This is a genomic window from Affinundibacterium danionis, assembly GCF_042432465.1.
In the GTDB taxonomy this organism is placed as follows: Bacteria; Pseudomonadota; Gammaproteobacteria; order Burkholderiales; family Burkholderiaceae_D; genus Undibacterium; species Undibacterium danionis.
In genome coordinates this window covers 1-26,934 of the sequence record NZ_JBHLXJ010000034.1, presented here as the reverse complement: position 1 = coordinate 26,934, position 26,934 = coordinate 1, and the positions used below count along the sequence as shown (strand labels likewise).

Here is a 26,934-nt window from a genome sequence, read left to right as displayed (position 1 = left end):
CGTACACATATACGGAGTCAAGTACATGACTGAAAAAATGACGATCAGCCGCTTGGCTGGCGCCGCTGGTGTGAATGTGGAAACGATCCGTTTCTATCAGAGAAGTGGACTGATCGTCGAACCGGCACGTCCATACACCGGCTACCGCACTTATGAGATTGAAGATGTACGCAGAATCAGGTTTATCAAACGGGCGCAGCTTCTAGGCTTTACCCTCGATGAAATCAAGAATCTCCTTGCGTTGGAGGGGTCACGCGCGTGCGCCGACACCCGGGATTTGGCAGCACGCAAATTGGCGATGGTGGAAGCGAAGCTAGCTGATCTGCATATAATCCAGTCCGCCTTAGTCGATATGCTCGAACGGTGCAATACTGGTGACGGCACCGCAGGATGCCCAATTATTCAAGCTCTGATTGAAGGGGTATGACGATGATAATCTCAGATCGGTGGTATCAACAAATTTGTGATGGAGGAATCGATGACATTAAGCATCAATGATCTTAAGGCATATGTTCCCGCCAAGGACTTTGAAACATCCAAACGATTCTACCTGGCTCTCGGCTTTAATATGTCGGATGGGTGGGACGGTACAGCGGACTTCGAACTAAGTGGCTATCGCTTTCGGCTGCAGAACTACTACGTGAAGGTTTGGGCCGAGAATTTCATGATTGTCATGGGCGTTGACGACGTGGATGCCTGGCACCACAAAGCATCCCAGGTTGCCGTCAGCGACGGCTTTTCAATGGTGCGAGTCCTGCCCATTGAATCGGCAGGAGGCTCCCGCGTACTTCATGTTATCGACCCGTCGGGAGTGTTACTTATTTTTGTTCAATGATTCTGGTAAGTTGGGTTTTCGCGTGCAAAAGTCGACAAGTGTTATATGTAAAAATTTCGCAAAATATACATCCCTATATAACCAAAACGCTTATGTGTCATTACTGGCTTTATCTCGGCATGCTCCCTCTTAAGGTCGCCGCGAGCCGTATTCCTTTGCTGGAGTCCGACCTAGCAACAAAAGATGTCGTCATAGTTGAATTCAAAAATCAATTGTCCGAAATTTCAGTGCAAAACAATGAATTGAAGACGCAAATTCATGAACAACAGTTGGAATTTGCCAGATCCACTGCAGTACTTGATACTCAAAAAATGATCCTGACCGAGTTACAGGGGCACTTAGGAATCAAAAAGAAGGAGGAATCAGTGACGAGTGCATTAAAATAAAATGACGCAATTGAGGTCAGTATCTAACAATTCCGCACATCAAGACGGGTAACTGTCAGGTCAATTTGACCCTAAACAAACAGCTGCTTTTTAGTTCTGTTAATAGCTACACTCGGCAAGAATACTGGGCTTATTCGTTCCGCCCTCGATTTCCATGGAGAGCACAGTGTTACAAACTACATCTTTCAATGTTAAAAGTGTAGTTTGCCACACTGGCCTTACAATTTTGCTTTTTTGGGAATGATTAAGCTTAACCATTTTGAAAAGTACAGATTTCTTTCAAATCAAATACTTAGATTGATTTCTGCTGTTTTTTAGCCGAATTCCTGCCAACCCTCTAATAGAGATGAATTTTGGCCGCTCCTCAATTAGGCATCTAGCCATGCGCCGTAGGTGCGGATATCGATCATCGGAACCGTCGCGGTTGCCTGAAGTCTGGCAATTAATTCAAAAAGAAAAGCGGTGGCTGGTTTGCCTGATGCGTGAATGTTATACGTAGCGGTCGCATTATCATAGTCAAACACACCATGGGATGCGACGCAACCTAGGTCGAGTTTTCCTCCTGCATTGCCGTCCAGAAGAGCGGCTCGCATCGCATCGCCAAGTGGCGGGCTCCAGTCGCTTCCAAGAGTTAATATGCCGCCAAGAATTGGCATCAACGGTTTCGGCGGGTAAGTTCCTCCAGCATGGGGAATCGGCAGGCTGGTCCTGTGTAGTTGCCGCACGCTAGAAATTTTTTCCTGCGCGTACGCTACCATCGTCGCGTTGATTGATTGTTTAGCCTCAAACACCGCATAGACGCTTTCCGCGGGAATAATGAATTGATCGCCATGCCGAAATATGAAAGGCGAATACTGGCGGTCGAACACCACAACATCGATTTGATCGCTGAAAGCACCGGTGCTATCAACGACATGCGCCGATGCCGCTTGGTATCGTTGCGGCAAATATTGTTGCAGCAGCTTCAGCCAGACGGCTTCGGTGGCATCGCCCTTTGTTCCGGGATGGACAAACGCCTTCCGCGCGATCGCAAGCTGTGATTCGATATCTTCGTGCAGGCCCGCGAGCAGCGCGGATAAAGACCATTTACTCATTGTTTTTCCAGTCATGTATGGGATTACGACAGTGGGAAACGCGGACCGAACAGTTCGCGCCATATCTTCAGCGCATCACCATTGCGTCCTTTACGAACGTGATCGATAGCCATGGTTGCCTGACGGCCGGCCTCCAACAGAAGCGTCTGCGCGCGCCGCTTGCGTGCGTCGTCCATGCCATTACTGATCGCTGGCCCTAAACCAGCCGGATCAGGCCAGACATCACCGACTCGGTCGGCCAAGGTGGCGAACAGTGCCTGCACCTCACGGTCGAATTGCCCACCCCAGCCGCCATGCAGGCACTCCAACGCCATGACCTCAAGAAGGAACGACGGCTTCACCGGTTTTTCGCCATGCTTGGGGTGGTTGTTCCAGTACTTGACCATGCGCACCAGGCCTTTCCATTCCTTCGAATATGCGTCATGCGCTTTGACCGCTTTTTCCGCATGGATCTTGGGATTGGTCTTGATCCACGTTCCGGTATCCGTGCAGGGAATTTCGAAGTCGTCGCCGGCGGCGAAGGCCGGCACCACGTCGATGCTCAAGATCCGGTGATCGGTCTTGTCTTCACTGTTCGGCTTGATTCCGAAATCGATGTTCACCGACCGGCCTTGCTTGCGCACCGCGGACGATCCATATTTTTCGATAAGCGCGTCATAGACGGCGTCGATCATCACCGAGGGAGACTTGTCGCGGTAGTGCTTTTCTGAGGTCTTCAGGACGAAAAAGATGTCGATGTCCTTCAGCGGCTTCGTCTTGGTGTGGCGCGCATAAGAGCCGGTCAGGAAATCGCGATCGACGGCAAACTTGGTCGCAACGTAGTCACGCACCTCCTTGTGGCGTTGGCTGGCATTGGTTTGCTCGCGGTCGGTCAGTTCAAGCCGCGATTTAAACTTGCGAAAGGCGTCATTGACAGTCAACATTATGCTTTTCTCCAGTACGCGGCCTGGGCGCCCAGGCCATTGTGTTCGACGGTTGACCCCAAGCTCTGCTTAACCATGCCATCGGTCGATCGAAGGGTTGCTGGCCCCCAGCCTGTGACGTCGCGACGACCGGGCTTCGTATTTAAGAAGATGTCGTACTTCGCCTCACCGGGGATGACGCCGGCTTTCAAAATGGCGTAGCGCAACTGGTCCGTATCGGCGTAGAAGGTACCTTCGTCAGTGGACCAGTTATAGACAACGTCCATCTCCCACCGGGTGATCAGTTTATCAGTGACCGGGTGGTAGATTTCCAAGATGACCTTTTCGAGATCTTTCGATTCGATCCATGTGCTCAGTGCCCGCAATTTACTATCCCAGGTATCGACCAGTTCCTTTGGATTGAGCCCGCTAAGCCGGATGATGTCACGGAAGCTTTTCAGGATGTTATCGGAGACGTACGTCACCGAGTGGGTGTACGTGTAGACGGAAACGGCGCTCATTTCATGAACTCCTCGACGTCGAGCACTAGGCTGTTGCTGGCCGCGGCTTTTTCGTCGGCCGCCAAGCCGTCAGCCATGTCGCGCGCTGTGATTCTGGTCGTGTGTTCCGCCAGAGCGCCCACCACCCAGGGCAGCTCGTCCTTGTGGCACGGAATGGAAATTGCCCAGTCGCCTTGTAGCGCATCAAATCCCAGCGCACCTTCCTGCGCATCGGCACCATCGAGTGCGTCATCGTCGTACAGGCAATAGATACGCGTTCTGGGGCCATTGCAGGTCACGACAATCGGCACTGACCGAGGGGCTTGGTCAGCGATGCAGCTGGCGGCTATTCCTGCGACGGCGACTAAGACTTTTCTAGCTTCAGATGACTGGCCGCCAGTGAGCAGGTCCACAATCGCCATCCAGGTGTCGTGGGTGTTGCGAAAAGGACTGCTGCGGAATGTTCTTCGGATTACGGTCGCCATTATTCACCTCCGCTATTACGACTCAGCTTTGCTTGCTCAGCCGCTGCGATAAGGTCATCGGTGTTGAGAAGATTGGGATTGATAGCTGTTTCCTTTCGCTGGGCCAGCGCATTAACGACTGCTTTGCGGATCGTTCTGCCATCAAGTCCTTCGCAAGCAGCGGCGCAGGCGCCGAAATCCGACATCGATGGCAGCTTGCCAATATTCGGGAATGTTTCAGCCAGACCAGACAGGCAATCTGCCAAAATCTTCCGGCAGGCATTGGCGTCGGGCAAGGGTATCTGCAGCACCAGGTCGCAGCGAGAGGTGAACGCGGCATCCACCGCCTGCGGGAAGTTACTTGTCGCCACGAACAGCAGATTCGGGAAGCGCTCGGCAAGCGCATCAAGCTGAACCAAAACCGCGTCTGTTGCGCGATGTACGTCGACCGGATTGGCGTCCATGCTCAGCTTTGCGCGGTCGGCCGCGAGCGTTTCCACTTCGTCCAACAGAACGATAGTCGGCCCTGTTGCCGCGGCTTCGGCAATCGTTTGCGAGAACAGTTCTGATACAGCCCGTTGCGTTTTGCCCATCGCGGAGCTAGTCAGGGCATGCGGGTCGACCTGCAATAAACGCATTTTTTGCCCCTTCAGCAGTTCGGCGATGCGATTTGCCAAGCCTTTGGCCAGCGACGTTTTTCCGGTGCCTGGCGGTCCGACCAAGAGCAAAACGCCATGGAGGGGCAGTATGCTGCGCGACACCTTGGGACGGATCGTAAAATTAAGAATGGCCTGCGATACAAGCCGCTCTTTGATTTCTGGAGCTAGGATAATGGAATCCCACAGATGACCAAGCTCGGTATTCGGCAGCGCCACGTCGGCATGAATACCCTTTGGCAGATCCCTATCTTTCACTAATGTAAACTGAGTCATTATTTCGTGCTTTCATAATAAGGTTATATGCACGGATGACTTGGTTATCACTGTACTGTATGCACAAACAGCATTGACGAAACAGTGAAAGACGCACAAACTGCAATTCCGCAATCGCATAATGGCGTTTCTATGTCATTTTGTTCGCCTCAGGACGTACGTCCTGAGGAGTCCGCTAGCACTCGCTCCCTTTGAGTGCTAATTTCTATTGTGCGCTCATCAATATTGGAAGTCAAAGCCAAGGTTTGCAAGGTTGGTGGATTCATGTTGCAAATTTAGCTTTCAAGGCTGACTCATCATAAGCCTAATTTGTGCCATACTAAAGTTATCCACATAATCTGGTGCCAAAATTGGCACCTAGCAAAATGCCGTTACCTTCTTTCGATCAGGCGAACAAATTAAGCGTCCAGGCCGTTCAAAAGCTTATTAGCGACCGCGTGCGACTTGAGCGTCGGCGTCTTGGTTTGACTCAGGTCGTTTTCGCTGCTCAATGCGGCATTCCGCTACGCACGTATAAACGACTTGAGCTCGGCGAATGTGATTCCCTCGCTGCATTAATCAGAGTGTCGCAATTCCTTGGTCGCGCCCCTGGTTTTAGCTCGCTGTTCCCGGAACTGCTTCCGCCACCTTTGGGGCGCCTGGATATTGCCTTGCAAAGCATCCGTGCAAAACTGGATGCGCGTGCTGCGAAGGAGGGAGGCTAACTTAAAGGAAATAGAGCGGGCGGTTTCGTCGCCGAGGAACGCGACGATTGTTGTTAAATATAAAAAAGTTTGATTTTTTAAATAAAATCAAATAGTTACTATACTTTCTGCGGATTTTTAAGAAATCCTGGCCGATCCTCTATAACGTGACAGTCCATTCCCTCGAAAAGGTCAAAGTTTTATTACGGAACGTTTTTTTGATGTCTGATTTACATCAAAAAACTTGGAATAATGAGATATTGTGATTGAGTCGGTACAAGTAACCAAAACGCTTATGTGTCATTACTGGCTTTATCTCGGCATGCCCCCTCCAACCTACACGTTTGGAATTAAACTATGCCAATGGCGTTAGAAAAAATTACATACAATGAAAAAAAGTTGATTAGCTTATTTAGGAAGGAATCAGGTTTGAAATGGGATAAGCAAAAAACAAACAACGTGAGAATTTTTCGACACCCCTTATTGATGAGTGGGAGGCTGATGACTGCATCAACTTTGCCATCGCGCTGGCAAGATTGACAGGATGGCTACTTCACGTTGACTGGTGGGTTACCGACCCAACAGAAGATATTTCCGAGAATGAGATGAAGCCATTGCGGGTGTATGTGGCTGATAACCGGGATGGCATTTTTGATGTGCGGGGTGTCAAGACGATTGCCGAATTTAATCAAAGCACGATCATTAGGTTAGCCAAGAAGAAAGGACTCGGATTCGGCGGTGTTCGCACGCGTTTTTATACTGAAGCAATGCTTGCCACTTTGCCTTTGAGAAGTTTGCCAAATGAAGACAAAATCAGTAAGGCGGTTGAGGTTATCAATTCACACCCACTTTACCTTAATGCAATTCCATCAAAACCACCGTCACGTATTCCTGCCTATGATGCTGCCAGATACACCTTCGGCAGCTGTGTTGCCTACGCCGAGGCAATGTGTGAATTAATTGGTTTGCAGCCAGTAGCCATTATGGGTAAGCGATTTGCTCCATTGTATGAAGGCACTAAACGGTCGGCAGACGGTTACTTTCATAGCATTGTTGTACATCCAAATGGGATGGGCGAAGACGCTTGGGGTATCGCTCCGATTGAGGATGTTGCTGGACGTTTTGGAGCAATCGAATTTGAGATAAGTGCAAACGTACACCAAGAAGTCGTGAAAAATTACAACCGAACATCCAATGAAAATTACGAAGCAGAGTTAAAAATTGCTAGAGAGTTAGTGGCCCGGTACCGACTTGATGCGTAAAAGCACGAGTTTAGCAGCAGAGGTAATTAGTGTTTAAAGTGTAAGCAAAAAAACTTATACCTTTTCGAGGGATAGGCCATAAATAGCCAGATTGCGAAGCAACAATTCTTTAAAAATCAACCAATTACAAGATTTTTTGATGAATTTCACACGAATCCCGGCCGTCCCTCAAATTGAAGTGAAAACAGATGAGAAACAACAGCCGTAAAACAAATCAAAAATACTGATTGCGCATACAGTATTTTTGATTTACATTACTAACTACTGAACGTGCATACAGCACTTTTAAAAAGTAAATACGGCTAGATCGACATCAAACTCATGGAGATTTTACAAATGACTAACTTAGAACAATCCTTTGATACACGTTTTACAGTGCAATTTTCCCCTAGTGCTTTTTTGATGCGTCTTGGCCGTCGTGAAATGTTTGTTTGCAAGGACTTTAGAAGTCGTAACTATCACGTCAACCCGGTAATTGAATGCTCTACAGGAATACAGGCGGGGCACTTAGAAGTATTGCTGTTTCGTAAATGGCTGGTGATTTTATCTAAAGCAAGATGGTGATTTTTAAGACTTTTTTAGCGTTCTTCATTTATAGCTTGCTAACGATTTTAATTTAAATAAAGAGATACGAGAAATTAAACTGGTATCTCTTTATTGCATAGAGCCTCGTCATTCATCAAACGGTCTATTTTAAATAGATATCCGGCAAAGTTAGTGATGGACGTTCCGCTTCAAACAACAAAGAAATAATCCACCAGCGCGTTCCATCGTGCATGAGTTGCACGCTGTTAATCCCACGTTTTACCGCTTTATCCTTATCCATCACAGTCTCATACGTTGTGAAAACCTGCGCTAATTCACCCCATTGTTCAGTTTTTCGACTGATTTCTTTTTCCCTAAAGCCAGTCTCAATCAAAACAGGGCCTGAATTAGCAATATAGTCGCTAACGCTTAAAATGCGCAGAGCCAGATCCTTACTGTCACGCTTAGGGCCAATCGCCATAATGCGAGCCTCAGGAATGAAGAGCGAACGCATACGATTCCAATCTCGTGGCTGACCAATACCACCGGAGATAACATCATAAAGCGCAGCAACGATGCCATCAATCGACTGGACATCCGCAGCACGAGCAGCTGGAGATGAAACCACGACTGGAGAGTTTTGATGAATTAAAGCAGGCGTATCCGCGGCATTGGCCAGCGACACACAACTTAAACTTAAAACCAAACAGCTAGGAATAATTGAGTAAAGAATTTTCATAAGGTCTCCTGATGGCGATAATGTAATCGTACTTTATTAGTTACTTGTGAATTGAAGATCAAAACTAGAAGTTGGAGCCCACAGAACGATTTAAGTTCATAGATGTCCTTCACAATAACAACAAATAATTTCGCATAATTTATATTATGTCAAATTGCGTATGCGGATTCTTCCGTAAATTGTTAGCGAAATTTCGCACCATAAAACAGCGCGCTAACCTAAAAGTTAGGACGGTAACTACCTAATACTTAAGACTAATCGTTTTTTTGCAAGTTTGACGATTAGTCCTGATCATTACGTAACGAAATCATCTATTTCAACGAGTCTAAAAGATTACGTTAATGTGGATAATCTTACGTGTTCGTTTGCACAAATTTGTTCATTTTTTGCATAAATTTGTTCTTTGGTACTCATTCTAAGACTTAGAAACAACCACTCAAACTCTAGCTTTTGCATTATGTTTGCCTGACTAACTCAAATGACATTTCTCAAATATCCTAATAATTGTGGTAAATGTTTGTCGGGATTTTTTAATAGAAAGCTCAATGCACTTTCTTCGTTAAATAGCGGCGCGGAATTTGTCAGTGAGAGCCATTGATCGGCATTTTTCGGGATAGGTAAAAGAGTGTTGAGTTGCTTGTAGATGGCTAGTATGTAACTAATTCTAAGAAGCGTTTCTTCAGAAATGTCACTGGAGTATTTTTCATCACGCATTTCGGCCAATATTTCTCGATTCGGTATACCCAATAAAATTACCTCCTCATTAGGTGATAAATTCCACAAGTGGGAAATTTTAAAGAAAGTTCTCAAACCAACTTTGGATATTGAGTTCAAAGAGACTTGTTCCGAACAATTTGACATTTTGCAGCCTCTAATCGTCTGTAATACACTACATTTTATCGGCTAGAGATGTAGTTTGTAACATCGAACCATCTAGGTTATTTGGCCAGCGCCAAGTAAAGCAAAATTAGCGGCTCAACAGTCCTCTAACGTAAATCTATAAGGGTTTTAAACGTAATGGAATCTTGATGGGCAATAATTGTTCTTTTGTGTTCTTTCGCATATTGTTACGTTCACGATAGTCCACTGTCGTTTTTCAGTATGTCATTACGTCCAAAGCTCAAAAATACGTCGCGGCCATCTTGAGACTTAAGTTCCCATTTAGCCTTGACGCGTTTAGATCTGGTTACGGCGTAAGATTTGGCGGTTTCTTTTTCCCTTAAAGGAACTAGAGAGGCGGCACGCATTCTAGTTTTTTCGCCAATATGGTTGGGGAGCGGCAGCACCACCCTATTTGAGTGGTGCTGTGTCGTGAATAGACGCTCGATTAATGCCGGGTTATTTGTTCGGCTTGGATGATTTGCTTGGCTTTAATGCTGGAGTATTTCCAGGTGTACTTTTGTTGTCACGTCGACGTTGATCAGGCTTTCCTGTTGAATCAGCAATTGGTTTTGGACCGGGTTTGAGAGCCATATTAATCCTCTTTTTCAAATGAGTTGTAAGAGGGGAGCCCTCTCAATGACTGATATATGGCCGCCAAAAAAAATTACAAGACGACCCGAGAAAATCAAAGATTCCATCCAGTGATAGCTAAGCCCGACGCCGGTAAATAATCGCTAGAGCACCCTCGCAAGTGGGTACGGTAAGGAAAAAGCCTCAGGCTTGCGCAGAACGTGAAACGCTCTAAAGGGCGAACATCTCCTTCTGTTTACATGAGGTTGTATGTCCAACCAGACGGAATTTCCAACAGTCAATGCACGAATTTTTCCGCTTCCCGTGCTCTCCCCTTTTTGAATTTGATTGCGGCTGAGATTGTTTCTACGGTTCCATTTGCATAAATTTGTTCTCTACGGCTTGTCATTCGACGAACCAATTCTGGGCGTTTTACGGAAATCAATTTTGAAGCCAAGATACATTCTGAGTAGATTCCAACGACGTCCGCTGACATAGATGCCCTCGGTGATCACCCTATCTGTCCCTGCTCATTTATTAAGTTGGCGAATCAATCACGTGGCTCAGTTATGGATGAAATTTAATCTAAAAGTTGTCAAATTTTGTGTGATCGTAAAAAGCATGAATATGATGATAGCAAGGCTGAAAAAATTTCCTAAAGACAAATAAATATTGCTAATATTGACTGCAAAATCAAGCGAAGTCCAAAAGAAAGCGAACATCGACTTAAGAGTTTTACACACCTATTGCAAATATCTATCCATTGCAAAAATAAGATCGAAGACATTATTAACATCCGGCATGCGCAAGTGCGCGATTTCATCTCGAACAGCCTTGACCTTCTTACAAATACTTAAAGCATCCAATTGCTTTTGAGTTTGCATTTTCAACTCTTTTCTGGCCATGCCCACAACATTGTTATATTCAATTTGCTCTGGATCGAGAAAGAATCCATCTCTACCGGTAGGAATGGTTCCACAATTTCTATCTGCGATCGCTTGAATTTGCTGTTTAAAACAAGCAAGAACTGGCGAACGCCGTTCTTCTAACCATGGCGTAATCACTTTTATGCAGGCTCGCCAATACCGACTTTTAATACGCTTAGCTGATTGTTCTTTTTCATGCGGCGTTCCATGGTTTGTTAAATAGCAGTCATGTAAGACATGGTAGACACCGGGCGAGACCAAGGATTGACTCCGAGAAATCCAAGATGGCTGGCGCCATCGACTATGACTATCTGATTGCAACAATGAAAGATTGTTGCAAATGTTCATAATTTGCGATTCATCGAGACTCATAATCTGTTCAGCGAATTCAACATCAAATCCAGCAAATTCACTGACAATGCCGCGTACCAATTTAGTTGATCCTGGACCCGGTCTTTCTAGCATTCTTAGGGCAACATAGGCGTCCATTTCATCAGGTGTAAGCCCACCATCAAAAACAATTATTGAGATACCCTTATCTTGCCTATTGTCGGTGATTTTCTCATCGCGATCACAAAAGATCACGTGCGCTGTGCAAGTTGAAGTATTCGCCTGCAAACTTTCATAAAAATCACTAGCGAATTGGCGACATTTTAATAATCCATGATCATCTTCGGGAATCAATAGGACCACAATTTCTTTTAGATTGAAATGCGCTAATTCTTGCGCGGTCATCCTTGATGATGTTAACTCGATTTCATTAGTTTGCAATAGTCGAGGCGCTAAATCAGTTGCTATATCCGTACCCGCACGGATGTACAACTTGACTCTCTCAATTTGCGTGTGACTTAAGCCTTCTTCAATTCCATTCCAAACACCCTGGATAACATCGTTTGGCATATTAATCCAGAGAAGCGACGAGCTCGCAACACTCTGTCTAATTTGGCTAATGAAATTAGTTGGCCCAGGCAAACTCCAATATAAACGCGGATCTATTGAAACCTTTTTATTGTGCGACATAACGATTCCACATGCAAATTTTTAGTGTAAGGGTAAATTACTTAATAAGGTCAAGATACAGCTTTGGAACCTTCCACGATCCCGCGGGACCATCCTGAAGTAGTCCCATCCAGATAGCTAATTGCATTTCGCCTTTAGTAACTGTCAGCAGCTCTCTCATTTCTTCTACACCAGAGGATGATTTTTCCTCGTTATGAATCGAACCTAAGAATTCTTCCAATACCTTGCGACGCTCCTTCGTTAGCAAAGCAGGTAGAGCAATCTTCTTATAGAAGGTGTCTGTATCAGGCGCCAAGAACGGCTTACGCTTTTCTGGTGCTGATATGGCGTCTTCTAAGGTCATTGAAGGATTTTTGCAAAAGGATATGATCTCATTGCTGTAGCCGCAAGTCGCATCGCTAATTTTACCAATTGCCTTTTCACTGTCTGCGACCTCAATATTTTCTCTTAGATGGTAAAAAATAGCGTCATCAGACCAAGTAGGTATCGAAACAATTTGGTACTTGCCTTCCTGCTGAGGAAGCGTGTTGGAATCGATTTCTTTAGAAAGTTCGTAAGCTCGCTCAGGAGAGGCTAACGCTAAAAAACGGAGTCCATAACGCGCTCCCTGGGAAGCACAAGCAATGAGATCAGGCAAATCCTTAAGTGCCCAAGCATTCGGTTTAATGATTATAAACCGAGGGTGTATTGGACCTGTTTTTTGTCTTGCTTTTTGAATTACATCTCGACAGCCACTCGCTCCATGGCCTTGCAAACAGATAATGCCACCGTCATGGCCAATTTTCCATTCAGTCGTATTATTGAGAATGAGACTGTTAATGCCACTCAGATCATTGCCTGTAACAATAAGTAGTTCTTTATCCGTTGTTTCCGGATCCTTAATGTCAAGATGACGGCGCACCCAACCAACAGGAAATGGAAATATCTGCTGTGTGTGATTATTTTCCATATGGATTCTACATTCAGCACGATTCCTTGACGTATCTGGTTTTTCTTTCGCCAAATCATCGATTTGCGTTGTAACACGATCGCGATCTCCCATCATCATTGCGATATTCGGGTTTCTGAGGATGTAACGAATCCCTTTGCGCTCGAGAACATTTAATTTGCACATTTCATCTAATAAGGCTTCATAGACACCTGGACCAGTATGCTTAAAATGCTCTTTCGCAAACGTTTCGCAATTGTCTTTGATTTGAAGTGTGGTCAAGCCTTGGTAGTGCCCTTGATTAATTTCAGAGTAATAAACGTCGGCCAAAATTAACGCGATTGCTTTGTATCGTTTATCTAAATTTAAGTTCAACTCGAATTTTGATCGCAACTCTTCTAATAATTTCTGGTCTTGCTCTACTGCTTCCAAATCATTCGAAGTTATAAAATACGGGGGACGATTCTCTTGTCGCGTATTTTGCAACCGCTCAACAAGTCGCTTGCAGTACAATTGGATAAATGCAGGATATGAGAAACAGACCGACATAATTCGTAATGGTAGATCTTCATACCCTTTACCAAATAAGAACCCCATTGACGCTAATGGCTTGGTAATTAGTCGAAGTCCACGACGATAGTCATCAGTAGTATTAAATGGACCAAGCGCGATTGCCTCTGCTTTTCCAAACACTGAATTCTCTTCCGTTGTCATGCGAGTCATGTTATGCAAGCCCGCAATCACATAGCGAATTTGTACTGCATGATGTACATCGTCGATCATCTGTTGAAGACCACGAACAAAACTAATTGCAGCGCCTTTTGTTGACTCCCTTGCAGTTTTAAGTTCACAACCCATGAGCTCATCAGCTTCATCAATTAACAGATAAATTGACTTATATTTTTTTTGCTCAATCAACTCTTTTGTAACCCACTGACTTAAGGCCATCCAGTCTTTAGCAATGGTTTGCGGGCGGGCTTTTATTACTTCCCTTTGCGTTAAATTTCGCGCGACAAAATCCCAAGCTGAATAAATATAATCATCCGAAGATGTTACCGTTTCCATAGAAATATAGAGCGCGATGCTGCCTGGAGTGTTAGACATTTCTTTGTTAATTTGATTAAGCAAAGAAGACTTGCCTAATCTACGCCCACCGTAAAGGACGGCCATACTTTTTACATCACGTAACTTGCTAAGCTCAGATTGTCGACCAAAGAACATTTCTGATGGCACAGGTTTTGAATTGTAATCATCATAAGGATTCGTAAAAAAACTAATTAAAGCAATCTTTAAGAAACTCTGGAACCGATCTTCTGGATGCAAAGCCAGGTACGCGATCAAATCATCGTCAATTATAAGAACCGGCGATGATCCACTTATTTTGATACGTTTTTGCATATTGAGACGATTATGCGTCAATATAATTGTTGGTGTAGATCCGACCTCAGTCATTATCTGACGTAATTCAGTATCGGTAGGCGTACCAAAAACCAAGAAACCTTGAATGTACGTCGCAGAAGAACCCAAGGCTGGCGGAATAAAGAAATTATCGTCGGGTGAGCTAGGGATCGTAAAAATGCCCTCTTTCAATGAAAATTTCAAACGATTTGCACGACCACTCTCAGGAATTGTATTTACTGTACTGGTAATTTTTAGTAAGTCGAATATGTGAGCAAGAGGCTGTTCGTTTTGCGTTAAATCATTCTTGGCAAAATGGAATAAGGCGCGCCAAGACTCAATTAATTCAACCCCCTCTTTTCTCTGTTCAACGCTTAAATTGCTTAACCATGCTGGCGCTTTGTCCACATAAGTGGCAGTCATTCTTTCTCTAAGTGAATCCAACGGTATTTTGTGGCTACCAATATCTGCGATTAACACCTGCATAAATTTCTCGTATTCGCCGGCAATATCAGTGACTTCACCAACATTTTTTGGTAGATAGCCATTTTGAGATAACATCGCAATCGCATCATGAGCCGTACGAATGGTTGACGCATTGTTATCTTTCAGCATTTCGCGGATACGCACAACATCTTTATTGATTGAATTGCCATGCTTTTCGACACACTGCTCTAGGTCCAAATCCAATCTCGCTTTGGCTTCACTTAACCTTGTATCTAATGGGATAGTGACATTGTGACGTAACGCTGCATACGCATAAGGGAAATCTGGATAGATACCCGATGCGCCATCAGGAAACCCGATAGGCTTTTCTGTATTTAGCGAAGTAAGTATTTCCTCAATTTTCCTGATCATAATTGGCGCTTCATCGCGCGGCAGAGCGTCCAATGTTTTAGCGTGAATTACACGTTGTCTTGCATCCTGCAGTTTTGAAATGAATTGTGCCTTTTTCACCTCATAACGCTGTCTTACTGACTCGGTATTCGACAAAAGTTTTTTCGGCAAAATCTGTTCAATTAAGAACGCTGGTAAAAAACGTTGATTGTCGACATGGACTATCATTGCTTCAAAAAGATTTTTTTCAAAATCTTCCTCAAAACTATCAATTTCTATCGCTTCTTTAGCCCAACTCGCTGTCTCAGCAAAGACATCAGATGGCTGACACAGCTCCCTCGTTCTTTGGTCAACCTCATTCATACAAGGCATTAAATCAAAATTCATTGGCAATGCAATTAGAAGCTTCTGATGCTTCTGCGAAATACAATGCGCAGCGCGGTCATTATCGAATAGCCGAATAGCACAGGCGATTGCGTTTGATGCGGCCTCTTTATACAGAACTGCTAGAGGCTGCGTAACTACAATCCCATCTATTTCTTCTTTGGACCTAATTAATAAATCATTCAGCTCCTTTAAAAATGTTTGCGTACTTTGAGCGAGATCCGTGTTTGGTTTATTACGATGATTCAGCACATTAAGACATGATTCAATAAACTTTTTTGTAGCTAGTACATTTTCAATTGATCTCTCGCGGAATGGTCCTTCTGGCTTGCTCCTCTCACCAATTTTTTTAAACAGTTCATCAACAGTTGTAGATGGTTTTTCGAACTTGCGGCGTAATTCGTCAAATGTTTTTTGAAGCTTGCTGAAATCACTTTTTGCAATTAATTGAATACAATTGCCTATTGGGTTTTTATGACTAAACATTTCATTGTGTAAATCACGATAACCGCCATGATGCCAACCAGAATAAATAGCATCATCACTCTTCCATTTGGAAGCACGTTCCGAATAAAGTCTTAGCTCCCTATCGAATGCAGCTTGATCACAGATATGAGAAGAAATAAAAGTTTCGCGCGTGAGATTTAATCCTCTTTGACGTATTTTATCGATGTGACTGATTAGATTGGTTAAAGCCGGAAATCCCACTAAGCGTGCTGCAATCGAATTGCCCAAATTCCATTGATCATCGCCACTTTCAAAGAGCATACTGCTTAAGCCGGCAGCCAATACACCTAATGCAGTTGATGTTGCATCAGAGAGAACATCTGCATTGATGCTCTTATCAACTAACATGGATTTCAGATTTTTATCTAATGTCGTATCAAATTCAAATTGGCAATCCATTCTTTCAAGTGCCGCAACCAATGCTTTTAAAATGAAGTAATGGGGATCATCTTTATTCAAGGCAGTTAAAACCTTGCCTAATGCCTCAACTTGGACTTCAGACAACCCGTACAATCTTTGGTCTAACAGTTGCTTCAGGACTTCGACATAGCCTTCAATTTTCTCGGGACTAGCATTGTCACTTTCTAGGACTTCAGTTGCATCTTCTTCGATGTCAAGATTTGCAATTGCACGCTCCTCAATCGTCTTAATGGATTGAGGCGTCGGGAATATGAATTGCGTTACAACTGGGACGTCCAATGTGAGATTTATATTTTCTTTTGGCTCTTCAATCACCGGAGGCACAGTGACTTCTTCAATGATAATGGCAACTTTTTTCTCCTCCGAAGCGTCATCGATTACAAGCGTTGGATGATTATCGGTCTGGGCAGTAGGGTCCAAATCAACACCATCTAACACTGATTCAAACCTTGATGACTCTGACACATCGAGGAGTGATGCACCTTTTTTTAGCTTTGAGGGCAATGCAATTTCTTCAAATAATGGCGCAGTCTCATTTACGCTTACTATGTTTGCATGGTTTGAAGATGATACTTCCTCCGTCACCCTGTTCTCTGGCAGATTGTTCGGCTCCACATTGCCAATTGTATGCTCCCTCGGGTTATTCGGCGGCGTCGCATTATCAGTCATTTTCAAACAATGACAATTCGATAGGCGATCTCTTAATTCGACTCCAATCGTTTCAATGTTATCCGATGCCTCAAAAATTATCTTTGCACGCTTACCTTTCTCTGCGATAGAAACAGTAGGTCCCATTGCATCGATAGATTCAATTTGCTTGTGGAATGCTTGGATGTCACCAATCGCTACCGAAATACTACTGATGTCATCTTCTGCAGCATCGAGTAGCTCAGTAGCTGGCTGGTTATAAGTAATCGTGCCAAGCTCAAGTTCATCCTTCATTATCGATAATTGCGCAATAATGTCTTCACAGCGTTCTTTAATAGAAGCCAAGCGCAGATTGATTTTCGAAGCTAACGAATTTTTTTCCAACTCAGTTTTATGGATGTCACTAAGTAAAAGCAGATTTTCCTGTATTTCACGAAATTGATCATCATAGGTAGCGGAACCTGGCGTAACCATATTAACCAGTTCTTGAATTTTTGTTTTTATTAACATGATGCGTGGATCTTGATGAGTAAATTTCGTTGGGTCTGCACTTGCAATAAATAAACGACTAAGCAATTGCTCTTGTGTTAAGTCAGGAAGAGCAACTTTGTTGTCTATAACAACAGTTGTTGACTCAACGCTTACGACACTTGTTTTGATGTCATCAATCGCGGCCTTAACCTCAACCGCAACAGCGACATGAGTGGGAGCAAGATTCGATATTTCGACTTCAGACACAAATTGTGGTTTTGCGCGCTTTCGAATTACATGTTGAAATTTGGATAGAAAATCTTTTTGCGCAATCGCAGCTTCTGTGGCATGTACTACGTCTAAGTAATAGCGTAATGACTCTTCCGTCATAGGTCCATGGACTTTAGAGATGTTGTTCATGACGGCTTTGCACCAATCTGGGGCCGGATATTGGGCGACCTGGAAGATTAACCAAGCGATAAGCGCATCATGATTTTTCCTGTCAGCCCACTGGGTGATAAGTGCAATTTTCTCAGCACTTAACGCTGTCCCAATTATTGGGCCATCTGGAGGACTGTCTTGATTGTATGTGGCGTCAATGAGCTTTATGAATGGCTCGAAATTTAATCCACCAATAGCACTACAACCAGGCAAAAGGATCATGGCCGCCTGCGGGACTTGAAGCTTTGACTCGATCCATGGAAGAAATTTAAGATCGTCAGGTCGGCCAACACCAACCTTCTTCACTAAATTTGCGTGGCGTAAGGCATTCCAGCACTTGGAAATATTACGCCGAATTGTCGAAGTAAGCTCACCAAATATTCCTTGTGTCTTTAACCAATATGGCAAATCAACACGCACACGCACAGACTTATCTTCCAGTACCATTCGCTGCATCAAATTTCGATATTTCAAATCTTGACGCAAATTGATTAATTGTGCTTTTTTCGCGCTACATAATAAGTCGTCCTCTTCAACCGAAATTAAGACATTTTCGATTAGTGGAAGGACTTCCTCCTGCTCTTCGGTAGCAATAGGTTTGGTATCACTAAGTTCGAGAGCCCCTTCAAAGAAAGTCTGATTAGAATTCTCCTCAGGTGTCCCATCATCTTCAGGTGGAACGATAATAGTTGTGTTTTCATCCTCAGGAAAACGAATAATATAATCTTCTACCTTTCGCTTAAAAAAGATCGGTGCCGGCAACGTTGTCCAATCATTGTAGTGCGCATAACCAAGACGTAATGACGTCGTCAAAAGAACGATATCTTTCGGTTCAATCGGGGTTGGTGTATGCAAAACGGTCACTTCCATGGAGGCAGGCAAGGAAGCATCAAGATTGGCAGGTTCAAGCATATCGGGTTTATATTCCAGATCGGCACCTTGAACTTTTTTCATTCTTGGCATCGATCTGTAACAAGAGAATCCTCTTGGTATCTGCACTGTTTTAGCGTACCCCATTGTGACAATGAAGTGGCCAAATTGCCGTTGTCGACTTAATTGTTGATGTACGACTTCGACTATCGACTTATTTGTGGAATAGTAGGCATCAACATAAATTTCGCCAGTATTCGCCCGCTCATCGTTTTCTTGCCTTGACTCATAAGATGATTTTACAGATGCTCTCAATGTCAACGTATCGTTACCTCGACGCAACCTAACAAAAGACATGTTCGGAAAATTGGCAGCAAGATCAATCGTATCTAATTTAGGAGCTCCGCATGTTTTTAAGTCGGAATCACGAATACCTTTCCACAGACCGCCAACTGAGAGCCAATCAATCATAATGACAGCGAACGGATCATTGTTTTGGATTTCCAACAAGGTCGCTTTGGTTTCCTCAACAAAGGTGGCTTTTAACCACTTAGTATCGCCCTCATAAATTTGCCTTTGTGTACCGAGCCATTGCAAACCTTTTGACAATGGCATCCACTGCGATCGCTTAGTTTGCTTTGAGCTGCAGTGAACAATTTGTATTTCAGTAACACCGGTTGCAACGATTAAACGTGAATATAAAATAAATGTAATATCCGCTTCAGATGGTGAGCGTGCACGTGATCGAACCGTTTGTATGCCATAAATCGCTTTCGGAACAGTATTTTCTGGCAATAGTTTTGGTACAACGACGCTTGTACCGATTACGATACCCGAATGTGCAAGAAAGACATCCAACAATGCACTTTGCAAGCGATGTAAAAATGATTGTTCTGAGGCCTTGTCTATTATTTTCTCAATAGGTAACACATGATGGACATTGGCACCGACACTGGATAAGGCGTGAATACCCGCGAAATAATTGACGGGATCTTCTGACTTATTATTTATCGTCATCGGCGCACAGATGAGTGCAATGATGGGTCGTTTATTGCTGATCTCTTTAATGGTTTTGGTGGCTTTTGCCCATTGCTTTACCCTGACATCAAAGCGCCCTTTTGCTGACAGTTCACTGGATTCCATTTCAGCTCGCAGGCCATGCGTACCCGTTGGCAATGGTTCTGCCTTTACTTCGACGGCATTGCCAAATAACAATGCAACGGATTTTTCAATGATGTCTTTTTCGTGCTGACTCCCACCCATAACCCAAAGGATTGGAATATTGTCACCATGTTCTAATTTCAAAGCTTTGATGTTTTGATCTCGATAGTATTGAATACTTTCGATCCGATTTTTGCCTGTCGCTGGCTTTTCTAAGTGGGACTCGACGTCGTCTGAATCAAGGTCATCACTAGTCGCCTCCGAAACCAGAGCATCACCTGCAACGCCAAAATCTGACAATTGAAGCATCTCCTGCCGAAGTTTTGCTTGTGTCCGTTTTAATGGAACTTCAATGATTTCAATTGGATCATTTGAAACAATGCCTAACAATAATGGGACAACTGTCTCCAATAAATTGACCTGATCTACCTCAAAAACAGTTGATGGAGACACGCGGCTAAATAAGGTTTTTAATTGCGGTAAGCCGACCCACCAACCTTTAGATGGATCAAATTCACGCAAATCAATCGCTTCCTGGAGAGTATTTGGCAAGGCATTATTAGACTCGAGGCGCACCGCGGCGTAACCCTCGCTAAACTCCCATTGATTCTCACGACGATCGGTACTTACCATAATGACCGGTCGGCCTGGCGACATGACATATGCAGTAACGCGCTTTGGCATTTGAAAACTAATGCCCGGAACTCTTTTTGCCCAAACCCGTTTCATCGTTGAAACGCTGAGATACAGATCGGAACTGTATGGCATCGAACATACTGTTATCTTTGCGACCATCGAATATAAATCATCGCTTTTTGGCATGCGTTCAGGCATGGTCATGAGCTCAATGTAGTTGCTTTTACTCTCAGGGCTCGCAATTAATTCACATGGGCCCAATCCCTCAAACAAGGTTTCCCCTATTAAACGTTCGGCTAAAGAACGGACGATTAGTTGATAATCAGGCCCCTTAAAATTATGAATAAATGGGTTCGATTTTTCCTGTAGTAAAACATATTCAGGCTTAATATTTTTTTTGACACGCTGAACCAAGTCGCCGATTTCATTGCGTTCGGCCCATGGCTCTAGCTCATCAATTACCCATCGCTTCAGAAATTTTGCGATTTGATTTTTGAGTTCAGTTTTATCTTCGACGCCGGTCGATAACAAGGTCATGCCTGCAGGCAAGTCACTGTTAGTACTACCATATGGGGCTACCAAGCCTAAATCGCGATCGAGATTGAGAACGTTATCTAGTCCCGCAATAAATGCGGAGCGTAAAGATTGAATTGGCAAATTCTTTTTGCCTGTTTTGGCTGCAGCCAATAAATCTTTGAGTGCCAGAAATAATTCATCTTGCAAATAGGCTTCTAAGACATTCACTGACCCCGTTAACCACTCAGCTGATAATTTCCTGCCAACAATTAGCGGATTCTTAGTGCCCTTGCCGCGGATTAATGTCCAAATATTATTCCTATTTTCACTCATTAATTTCACCTTGAATTAAATTTTCGATTTTGCTTAATGGCACAGAAAAGGATTGATAAAGATTCTTGTAGCACTCGCGCACAGCAAGATCTTCATGAGTTAAGCACTTTTTAAGAATAGATTGCATCATGACGAGCATCGATGTCCGCTCTGTATCGACTTGTTGATTTGCAGAATGCGGCGCCCAAGCGGCGTCAACAAAGTACACAAAAGCTGGGCAATCGCCACGCATAGCGCGACCGATTGTTTGCAAAATAATGATCATCTGGTCAGCTACAAAGGGTTCGGCGAATTGTCCAAGTGCCTGTGACATCAATGGCATTCTTAAAAGATATTCAACCATTGACACGGTTTCCTTACGGGCTTCCTTTAGTTTTTTTAGCGCTGTTATTGTGTTTGGAAATCGTCGTTGATCGAAGTTTTCGGATGCACGACCAATCAGTCCTTGGATTAATTGCAAACTATCGCCGCGTGGATGTGGACGTGTTAAGAAAAAGAGTGAACCTAACATGGCTTTATCTTGACGAGGTCCAAATCGATAAACGATATTGACGCCGCGCCCTATTGCACTCATAGGGAAAATAAGTAGATCCCATTTTTGATCTTCGCCCAAACTTTCAACTTCCGCTGCCGTTATTGCTGCATCGTTTAAGGTACCGGTTAAAGTAGGTTTCGCTAAGTAGCGCACCCGGCCTCGCCAGGACGCATAGTTAGCTTGAATGTGATTAAATAGAAGTTCGCATTGTTCATAAGAATTCACAATAAAAGCCGCTTTTCTGCCGACCCCATCTACAATATCGTTTTCTTTTATCGCTTGATCAACATTGGATAAGGCACCATGTCGTAGTAGTTGGTCAGCGATCGATTTCAAAATACGTTCGCGTTGTGACATTTTGGCACCACTAAAGCGAAGGTTGACTCCAACATTTTGCGGATCCTTTTTCGGAAAGAATACGTATTTGGAATTGGCCCAGCCGGATCCCGCATTTGGTCTGGCTAGAACGTAGTCTGGGCGTATATTTATATGGAAGCTCGGACTTTGCTCTAGCATTGAAGTCGCACTGGTCATTAAGACCGCCATGCCTTCGCCGCGCTCTTTACCGATTTCGATCATGCGTTTTGGCAATAAGCGTGGCGTGCCGGCAAAACTGACATGAGAAACATCCACATTGCCTTCTTCGCTCACTGTGTAGCGAACTCCACTTAAACGTCCAATCAGTGATTCCGGCAATATTGCTAACTGATCGCGTGAACAGCGTGCTGCAAACACATTGTCACTGACTAGACGCATGGAGCTCATTAGGCGCAAATGAGGAGCCAAACCAAAATGCTGAAGTACGACCATAGATACTGAAACTAATAGCCCGCTATAAGCAAAGAAGTTCTCATCATCGTGCGCGGATATTAAATTTGGCGCTGTACGAAGTACTGCAGCGAGTTCGGCAATAGCACCGTCATTCCCATCACGCTCCCAGAGTTCGATCGCTTGAAGTAATCGTGCATAAAATTGACGAAGTATGGGCGGTTCGACCATTGTAAGCTTTGCAGCTTCATCGATTGTACGATCCAGATCAGACACTTCATCATCGTTGTCGACGAACAATCGGAAAGCAACAATTTTAATAGCGGAATCCCAAATAATTTCAAATGCTTTCCTTGCGTCTAAGTACAGACGGTTTTCAGGCGTATCAACATCGATATCACATTCAAACATGTCTGAAATAATACTGAGAGATGTCAGCATTAGATTTGCATTTTGATCTCTGAATTTATCTTGGAAATGCATGACTCTGCCAACAAATCTTTCCGTAGCGCGTCCAAAACGCCCTGTCATTTCCAATAAAGCCGGGATCGTCATTCCGGCGACAAACGCATTGTTGCCCCGGGCGGCAGGACTGTGGAGATCTTGAATTAAAGTGCTCCACAAAGAATCATTGTCGCCCGCCAATTTCATAAGTGGCGTCCCTTGCATATCGAGATTACTTTGCGCGCCGTCGCATTCATCGACCACGAGAACGTCAAATGTTCTGGCTAAGTATTCAAAGTGACGAATATCAAATTCAGAAAATAAAGGAGATACTCTGCGATCGATAGACAGGATGTGACCAGCCCAGATTCTGGTTGTCGCTAATGTGCGTTCGCCAAATTGCATCCCGCAAACTGAGGACAAACTACATTGATGCGGCTGGTCTCTCTTTTTTTGCAAATTTTGAAGTAATTTCGTGCACGGTGGATTCATGTGCGGGAACTCAATGTCCTCATCACTTGAGAACGCACTCAACGCACAGTTTGTAGCAAAAAAAGGGGCTATCTTTCTGGTGACGCCAAAGCCATTATTTTTACTGGACAATGCGGTTGAGAAATTGAGGACATGTTTGTTTTTTGAAGATTCACCTTGGCCTGATAAAAGCCCGACATCGACTTGATAGCGGTCTAAGGTTTCAATAAACCCACCGGCCACTTCAATTGATGGGAACATAAAACAGCATGAGTGCCCTGTTTTAAATAAGTGTCCAGCTAATAAATACAATAATGTCGTTTTGCCAGCGCCAGGCAAACCGATTAAATGCTTTAAACCGGAGAGATCAATACCTTCAGAATCTATGAGTCCGGTTGGACCTGATTTCATCAGAATCGCTGTTGCGTTGCCGTTTGCATCATGCAAACGATTAAACCAACTATGCTCATCAGTTGTTTGATTACCATTGGTAACGTCAATACGATCGAATTCTCGCGCGACTTCGATTAATTCCGACCACTTAATTAAACCAGGTGCACGCCCTATTTTATCGACGTCATACAGTAAAGGCTCCTCTGGCGCAAAACCGAGCGGAGTAATAACGCCACCATACCCTTGCTCATAATTGATCCCTGCTTTTTTCTTGACGTCATGTAATGGCAAACGCGATTTAGCGCGCAATGGCAACAAAGTCGTTAAGGAAGCGATCGCTTCCACGATATCATCAGGTATTAAATGCGTCCACGTGCGTGATATCGATAGATCCTCGTTAATAATGTAACGCTGAGGGATTTCATTTTTAATGTTGACGTCGCCTTTGGATCTTCGAAGCTCCAATTGCGTGAAGTGCATCTGATAGGAGTCGACCATTAAATGCAGTTCGCGCAAGGTGTTTGGGCAAAATCCTGTCAGACGTAGATTTTTTAGTGCTAAGCATACGTCGTCTCGTAATGTCTTATTGATGCTATCAAAACTGGATGCTAAGGCTGGCAAACTAGATAAATTAGATTCGCCAAACAACTCTGTCATGATGATGCAGAGATAATTGAGACGGTTGACGCCAACATAGGGTTTTAGCAATTCACGCATAGTAGGCCTCCCCTTTTACTAATTGTGTAAATGCTTCAGTTAAGGATAGGCATTCCACTTCTGGGCGATCAATGGCACGATTTAAGCGATCTAAATATGAAGGAACTTCTTTAATTTTCCAATCTGGAATAACGACCCACTTAAATTCATAATGAGCGAGGCCGCCCAATCCTTTTTTAAAATGGGCGCCAAGTGTTTCAGGACTTGTATAGGTCTTTAGGTCAATGCCCACTCTACCGACAGAGATATCGACGCGATCACGGAACGGATACAATTGGGCGGGGATACCTTGAACAATAAGGGCATCGAATAGACGCAGTTCATCGATGCCAGGCTCAATCCAATATTGGCGAATTCCTCTAGACACGCGCAAGAGTTCATTCGATGACACTACTGAGAACGATGGGATTGGGTTTGCTGCACTACATGCGATGGTTCGGCAGATAAGACCTGCCTTGCCTTGTTTTAAAGCGTTTCCACAATGGTGACACTTAGCGATCTGGCTATTTTCAGACCATGCGGAAGGAATTTGCTCGTAAAAATTTTGCTGAATTAGAACCCAGAGAGTGGATGGTAACTCGTTGCCAAGGTCTTTGATTTCAGCAGGACTGCATAAAGGATGACGAACAACAAATTCCCTGATCTTTGTATAGTATTCATAGCCCGATTCTGTTGGAACGCGACCAATATGCTCCAAAAACTGGGCAAATAACTGCTCTTCAATTCCAGCTGTCATTCCAGTAAATTTGGATGCTAGCTCTTCCGCTTCTGCCGTAGGTACACCTTCATCAGCGTGAATTAAGATTGTGTCCGCTAAACCCTTGTCTATAACTTCAGGTATTTTTAACCACTGGCCAAGTGGTTGAGTGCAAAGATAGAGTAAATTATGAATCTCCGCTGCCACATCGGACAATTGATTCTCCAAACAAGCTCTTGAAATGACGGCCATGGCGCGGCGATCTTCATCAGTTAAGCCGATCGGGCTACGAGGTGATCTACTAATGCCAGCGATGATGCGATTCTCAATCAAAGATAAATTGGCTTGACGCATTACCAATGCGGATAATGCAGGGATGATTAAGCTAGAAGGGTTTGCGACAAAGAGACTGTCGCCGTCATCTTGATTTGACTCAGTATCGCTGGAAAGTAAGTTCTCAATGGATTTTCTGATTGATGATGGCATTGTACGGTAGTCATCTGAGGCCTCAGGCATGCGATAAGTTTTAAACGCCCGAGGGTCTGAGCCAACCAGTTTGGCAAACTTATCCCAGGTGAAGTTGTCATATTGTGAACTCAGCATCTTTTTTGCTGAAGATAACCAAGATTTTTGTGCACATCTCGACACTGTTGTCATATCCACCCTTAAATACCTTATAAGTAAAAACCATTATAAGGTACACAACGGTCGTAGGCAAGAATTTTGCGTACCTTTACGCGTACCTAGTTTACATGTAAAAATTTAGACAGGAACCGATTGCGTACTTGTTTGCGTACTTATTTACATGTAAAGAAGAATTAAAAGGCTATTTCGTCGTGAAATACCTAATGGATATAAATTGAATTTTCGTTTGGCAAATTATCAATTTTTAAAAAATGTTCTGCACAACAAATTCACACGAATTGAGCTAATCTTTGTGTAACCCACCAGTAAAATCAAGCCATGAATAACTAGTGTTCTTGAGGCAAACTTATGTGCCAAAAGAGTAGAGAAATAGGTAAGAACAAATTCACAGAAACACAGATCATTGTAATTTTGCAGGAATTGGCAGTAGGATTTCCGGAACAGAAATTTGGCAAATGCTTTCAGTTAATAAGACGAAGTGGCCATACTTAGAATCATAAGCGGATCTATCGCGTTTATTGCGGACTAAAGGTGAACCTTCTAGGTATCATTAAAAAGCGACTTCCAACAAGAGACTCTCAACCATTGGCAGCAGCCGGAGAAGTCAACAAGAGTTGGCCTATAGATTTAGATGACTAACTCATTGCTTTTATGGGAAGAGAAAATGCGGATCAACTGTTTACAGTTAGCTTTCATTTTTGGAAGCTATCGAATTAGTTAGAGTAGTCGATAACCATATAGCATCGCTATATATTCTATGTCGTCAAAGAAAGTAGAAATTCAAAATAATGAGGCAATAATATTTTATGACATTATCGCTATAATGTTGATAAGTGTAGCTGTACTTGCGGCATATCACCTGCTTTTAATTGTATTAGTTCAGACTTGATCTGACACATCGACTTGAAAAGATGAGAGTTACCGGTTTAGATATGGGTGTCGAATCCTACTAAACCAAAGAAAGGTAACTCTCATGCTACATACTAACAACCCT

Annotated in this window: 17 protein-coding genes; 6 read left to right on the top strand and 11 right to left on the bottom strand. The window is 43.8% G+C overall.

All coding sequences use genetic code 11. The features are described from left to right. Positions 1–25: 25 nt before the first annotated feature. The 3 genes from merR (at position 26) to ACFFJH_RS18780 (ending at position 1,221) form a co-directional block, all read left to right on the top strand. Complete coding sequence (gene merR / locus ACFFJH_RS18790) at positions 26–427, top strand: Hg(II)-responsive transcriptional regulator (RefSeq protein WP_390214595.1); 402 nt, start codon at positions 26–28, stop codon at positions 425–427. 51 nt (positions 428–478) lie between these two features. Beyond that, on the top strand, positions 479–835 hold the full coding sequence (locus tag ACFFJH_RS18785; RefSeq protein ID WP_390214594.1) for a VOC family protein: 357 nt from the start codon (positions 479–481) through the stop codon (positions 833–835). 92 nt (positions 836–927) lie between these two features. Continuing rightward, a complete protein-coding gene (locus ACFFJH_RS18780) occupies positions 928–1,221 on the top strand; it encodes a hypothetical protein (RefSeq protein ID WP_390214593.1) in 294 nt (97 codons plus the stop codon). Positions 1,222–1,589: 368 nt separating this feature from the next. On the opposite strand, the gene ACFFJH_RS18775 is transcribed toward ACFFJH_RS18780, so the two are convergent. The 5 genes from ACFFJH_RS18775 to ACFFJH_RS18755 are packed head-to-tail and all read right to left on the bottom strand — an operon-like array spanning position 1,590 to position 5,113. After that, positions 1,590–2,315, bottom strand: coding sequence for a DUF6602 domain-containing protein (locus tag ACFFJH_RS18775; protein ID WP_390214592.1), 726 nt, complete (start codon positions 2,313–2,315; stop codon positions 1,590–1,592). Between the two features lie 23 nt (positions 2,316–2,338). Then, positions 2,339–3,238, bottom strand: a complete 900-nt coding sequence (locus ACFFJH_RS18770) for a CBASS oligonucleotide cyclase (protein ID WP_390214591.1) — start codon at positions 3,236–3,238, stop codon at positions 2,339–2,341. Further along, on the bottom strand, positions 3,238–3,738 hold the full coding sequence (locus ACFFJH_RS18765; protein WP_390214590.1) for an HORMA domain containing protein: 501 nt from the start codon (positions 3,736–3,738) through the stop codon (positions 3,238–3,240). Before ACFFJH_RS18765 ends, ACFFJH_RS18770 begins: the two co-directional genes overlap by 1 nt. Continuing rightward, positions 3,735–4,202, bottom strand: a complete 468-nt coding sequence (locus tag ACFFJH_RS18760; protein WP_390214589.1) for a hypothetical protein — start codon at positions 4,200–4,202, stop codon at positions 3,735–3,737. Before ACFFJH_RS18760 ends, ACFFJH_RS18765 begins: the two co-directional genes overlap by 4 nt. Next, on the bottom strand, positions 4,202–5,113 hold the full coding sequence (locus tag ACFFJH_RS18755; RefSeq protein WP_390214587.1) for an AAA family ATPase: 912 nt from the start codon (positions 5,111–5,113) through the stop codon (positions 4,202–4,204). The genes ACFFJH_RS18760 and ACFFJH_RS18755 overlap by 1 nt, the downstream gene beginning before the upstream one ends. A 365-nt stretch (positions 5,114–5,478) precedes the next feature. Between ACFFJH_RS18755 and ACFFJH_RS18750 the strand changes: the two genes are divergently transcribed. The 3 genes from ACFFJH_RS18750 to ACFFJH_RS18740 all read left to right on the top strand — a co-directional run bounded on the left by ACFFJH_RS18750 (position 5,479) and on the right by ACFFJH_RS18740 (position 7,622). After that, a complete protein-coding gene (locus ACFFJH_RS18750; RefSeq protein WP_390214585.1) occupies positions 5,479–5,817 on the top strand; it encodes a helix-turn-helix domain-containing protein in 339 nt (112 codons plus the stop codon). Positions 5,818–6,332: 515 nt separating this feature from the next. After that, entirely contained in the window at positions 6,333–7,058 is a 726-nt protein-coding gene (locus ACFFJH_RS18745; RefSeq protein ID WP_390214584.1) for a hypothetical protein, read from the top strand. Between the two features lie 336 nt (positions 7,059–7,394). Continuing rightward, positions 7,395–7,622, top strand: coding sequence for a hypothetical protein (locus ACFFJH_RS18740; RefSeq protein WP_390214583.1), 228 nt, complete (start codon positions 7,395–7,397; stop codon positions 7,620–7,622). Positions 7,623–7,746: 124 nt separating this feature from the next. Here ACFFJH_RS18740 and ACFFJH_RS18735 read toward each other — a convergent pair whose 3' ends face one another. The 6 genes from ACFFJH_RS18735 to ACFFJH_RS18710 form a co-directional block, all read right to left on the bottom strand. Further along, positions 7,747–8,322 (bottom strand): hypothetical protein, encoded by a 576-nt coding sequence (locus tag ACFFJH_RS18735; protein WP_390214582.1) that lies wholly within the window; start codon positions 8,320–8,322, stop codon positions 7,747–7,749. A gap of 474 nt (positions 8,323–8,796) precedes the next feature. Further along, on the bottom strand, positions 8,797–9,156 hold the full coding sequence (locus ACFFJH_RS18730) for a hypothetical protein (protein WP_390214581.1): 360 nt from the start codon (positions 9,154–9,156) through the stop codon (positions 8,797–8,799). Between the two features lie 1,361 nt (positions 9,157–10,517). Continuing rightward, positions 10,518–11,720, bottom strand: a complete 1,203-nt coding sequence (locus ACFFJH_RS18725; protein ID WP_390214580.1) for a hypothetical protein — start codon at positions 11,718–11,720, stop codon at positions 10,518–10,520. Between the two features lie 37 nt (positions 11,721–11,757). Next, entirely contained in the window at positions 11,758–21,270 is a 9,513-nt protein-coding gene (locus tag ACFFJH_RS18720; protein ID WP_390214579.1) for an RNaseH domain-containing protein, read from the bottom strand. After that, complete coding sequence (locus ACFFJH_RS18715) at positions 21,263–24,598, bottom strand: ATP-binding protein (protein ID WP_390214578.1); 3,336 nt, start codon at positions 24,596–24,598, stop codon at positions 21,263–21,265. The genes ACFFJH_RS18720 and ACFFJH_RS18715 overlap by 8 nt, the downstream gene beginning before the upstream one ends. Further along, complete coding sequence (locus tag ACFFJH_RS18710; RefSeq protein ID WP_390214577.1) at positions 24,591–25,952, bottom strand: restriction endonuclease-related protein; 1,362 nt, start codon at positions 25,950–25,952, stop codon at positions 24,591–24,593. Before ACFFJH_RS18710 ends, ACFFJH_RS18715 begins: the two co-directional genes overlap by 8 nt. Positions 25,953–26,934: the final 982 nt, after the last annotated feature.

Coding starts and splice junctions, on each gene's coding strand:
- ACFFJH_RS18760 (WP_390214589.1), bottom strand. CDS start 4,202: ATGGCGACCGTAATCCGAAGAACATTCCGCAGCAGTCCTTTTCGCAAC.
- ACFFJH_RS18715 (WP_390214578.1), bottom strand. CDS start 24,598: ATGCGTGAATTGCTAAAACCCTATGTTGGCGTCAACCGTCTCAATTAT.
- ACFFJH_RS18735 (WP_390214582.1), bottom strand. CDS start 8,322: ATGAAAATTCTTTACTCAATTATTCCTAGCTGTTTGGTTTTAAGTTTA.
- ACFFJH_RS18725 (WP_390214580.1), bottom strand. CDS start 11,720: ATGTCGCACAATAAAAAGGTTTCAATAGATCCGCGTTTATATTGGAGT.
- ACFFJH_RS18775 (WP_390214592.1), bottom strand. CDS start 2,315: ATGAGTAAATGGTCTTTATCCGCGCTGCTCGCGGGCCTGCACGAAGAT.
- ACFFJH_RS18785 (WP_390214594.1), top strand. CDS start 479: ATGACATTAAGCATCAATGATCTTAAGGCATATGTTCCCGCCAAGGAC.
- ACFFJH_RS18765 (WP_390214590.1), bottom strand. CDS start 3,738: ATGAGCGCCGTTTCCGTCTACACGTACACCCACTCGGTGACGTACGTC.
- merR (WP_390214595.1), top strand. CDS start 26: ATGACTGAAAAAATGACGATCAGCCGCTTGGCTGGCGCCGCTGGTGTG.
- ACFFJH_RS18750 (WP_390214585.1), top strand. CDS start 5,479: ATGCCGTTACCTTCTTTCGATCAGGCGAACAAATTAAGCGTCCAGGCC.
- ACFFJH_RS18740 (WP_390214583.1), top strand. CDS start 7,395: ATGACTAACTTAGAACAATCCTTTGATACACGTTTTACAGTGCAATTT.
- ACFFJH_RS18780 (WP_390214593.1), top strand. CDS start 928: ATGTGTCATTACTGGCTTTATCTCGGCATGCTCCCTCTTAAGGTCGCC.
- ACFFJH_RS18770 (WP_390214591.1), bottom strand. CDS start 3,238: ATGTTGACTGTCAATGACGCCTTTCGCAAGTTTAAATCGCGGCTTGAA.
- ACFFJH_RS18755 (WP_390214587.1), bottom strand. CDS start 5,113: ATGACTCAGTTTACATTAGTGAAAGATAGGGATCTGCCAAAGGGTATT.
- ACFFJH_RS18710 (WP_390214577.1), bottom strand. CDS start 25,952: ATGACAACAGTGTCGAGATGTGCACAAAAATCTTGGTTATCTTCAGCA.
- ACFFJH_RS18720 (WP_390214579.1), bottom strand. CDS start 21,270: ATGAGTGAAAATAGGAATAATATTTGGACATTAATCCGCGGCAAGGGC.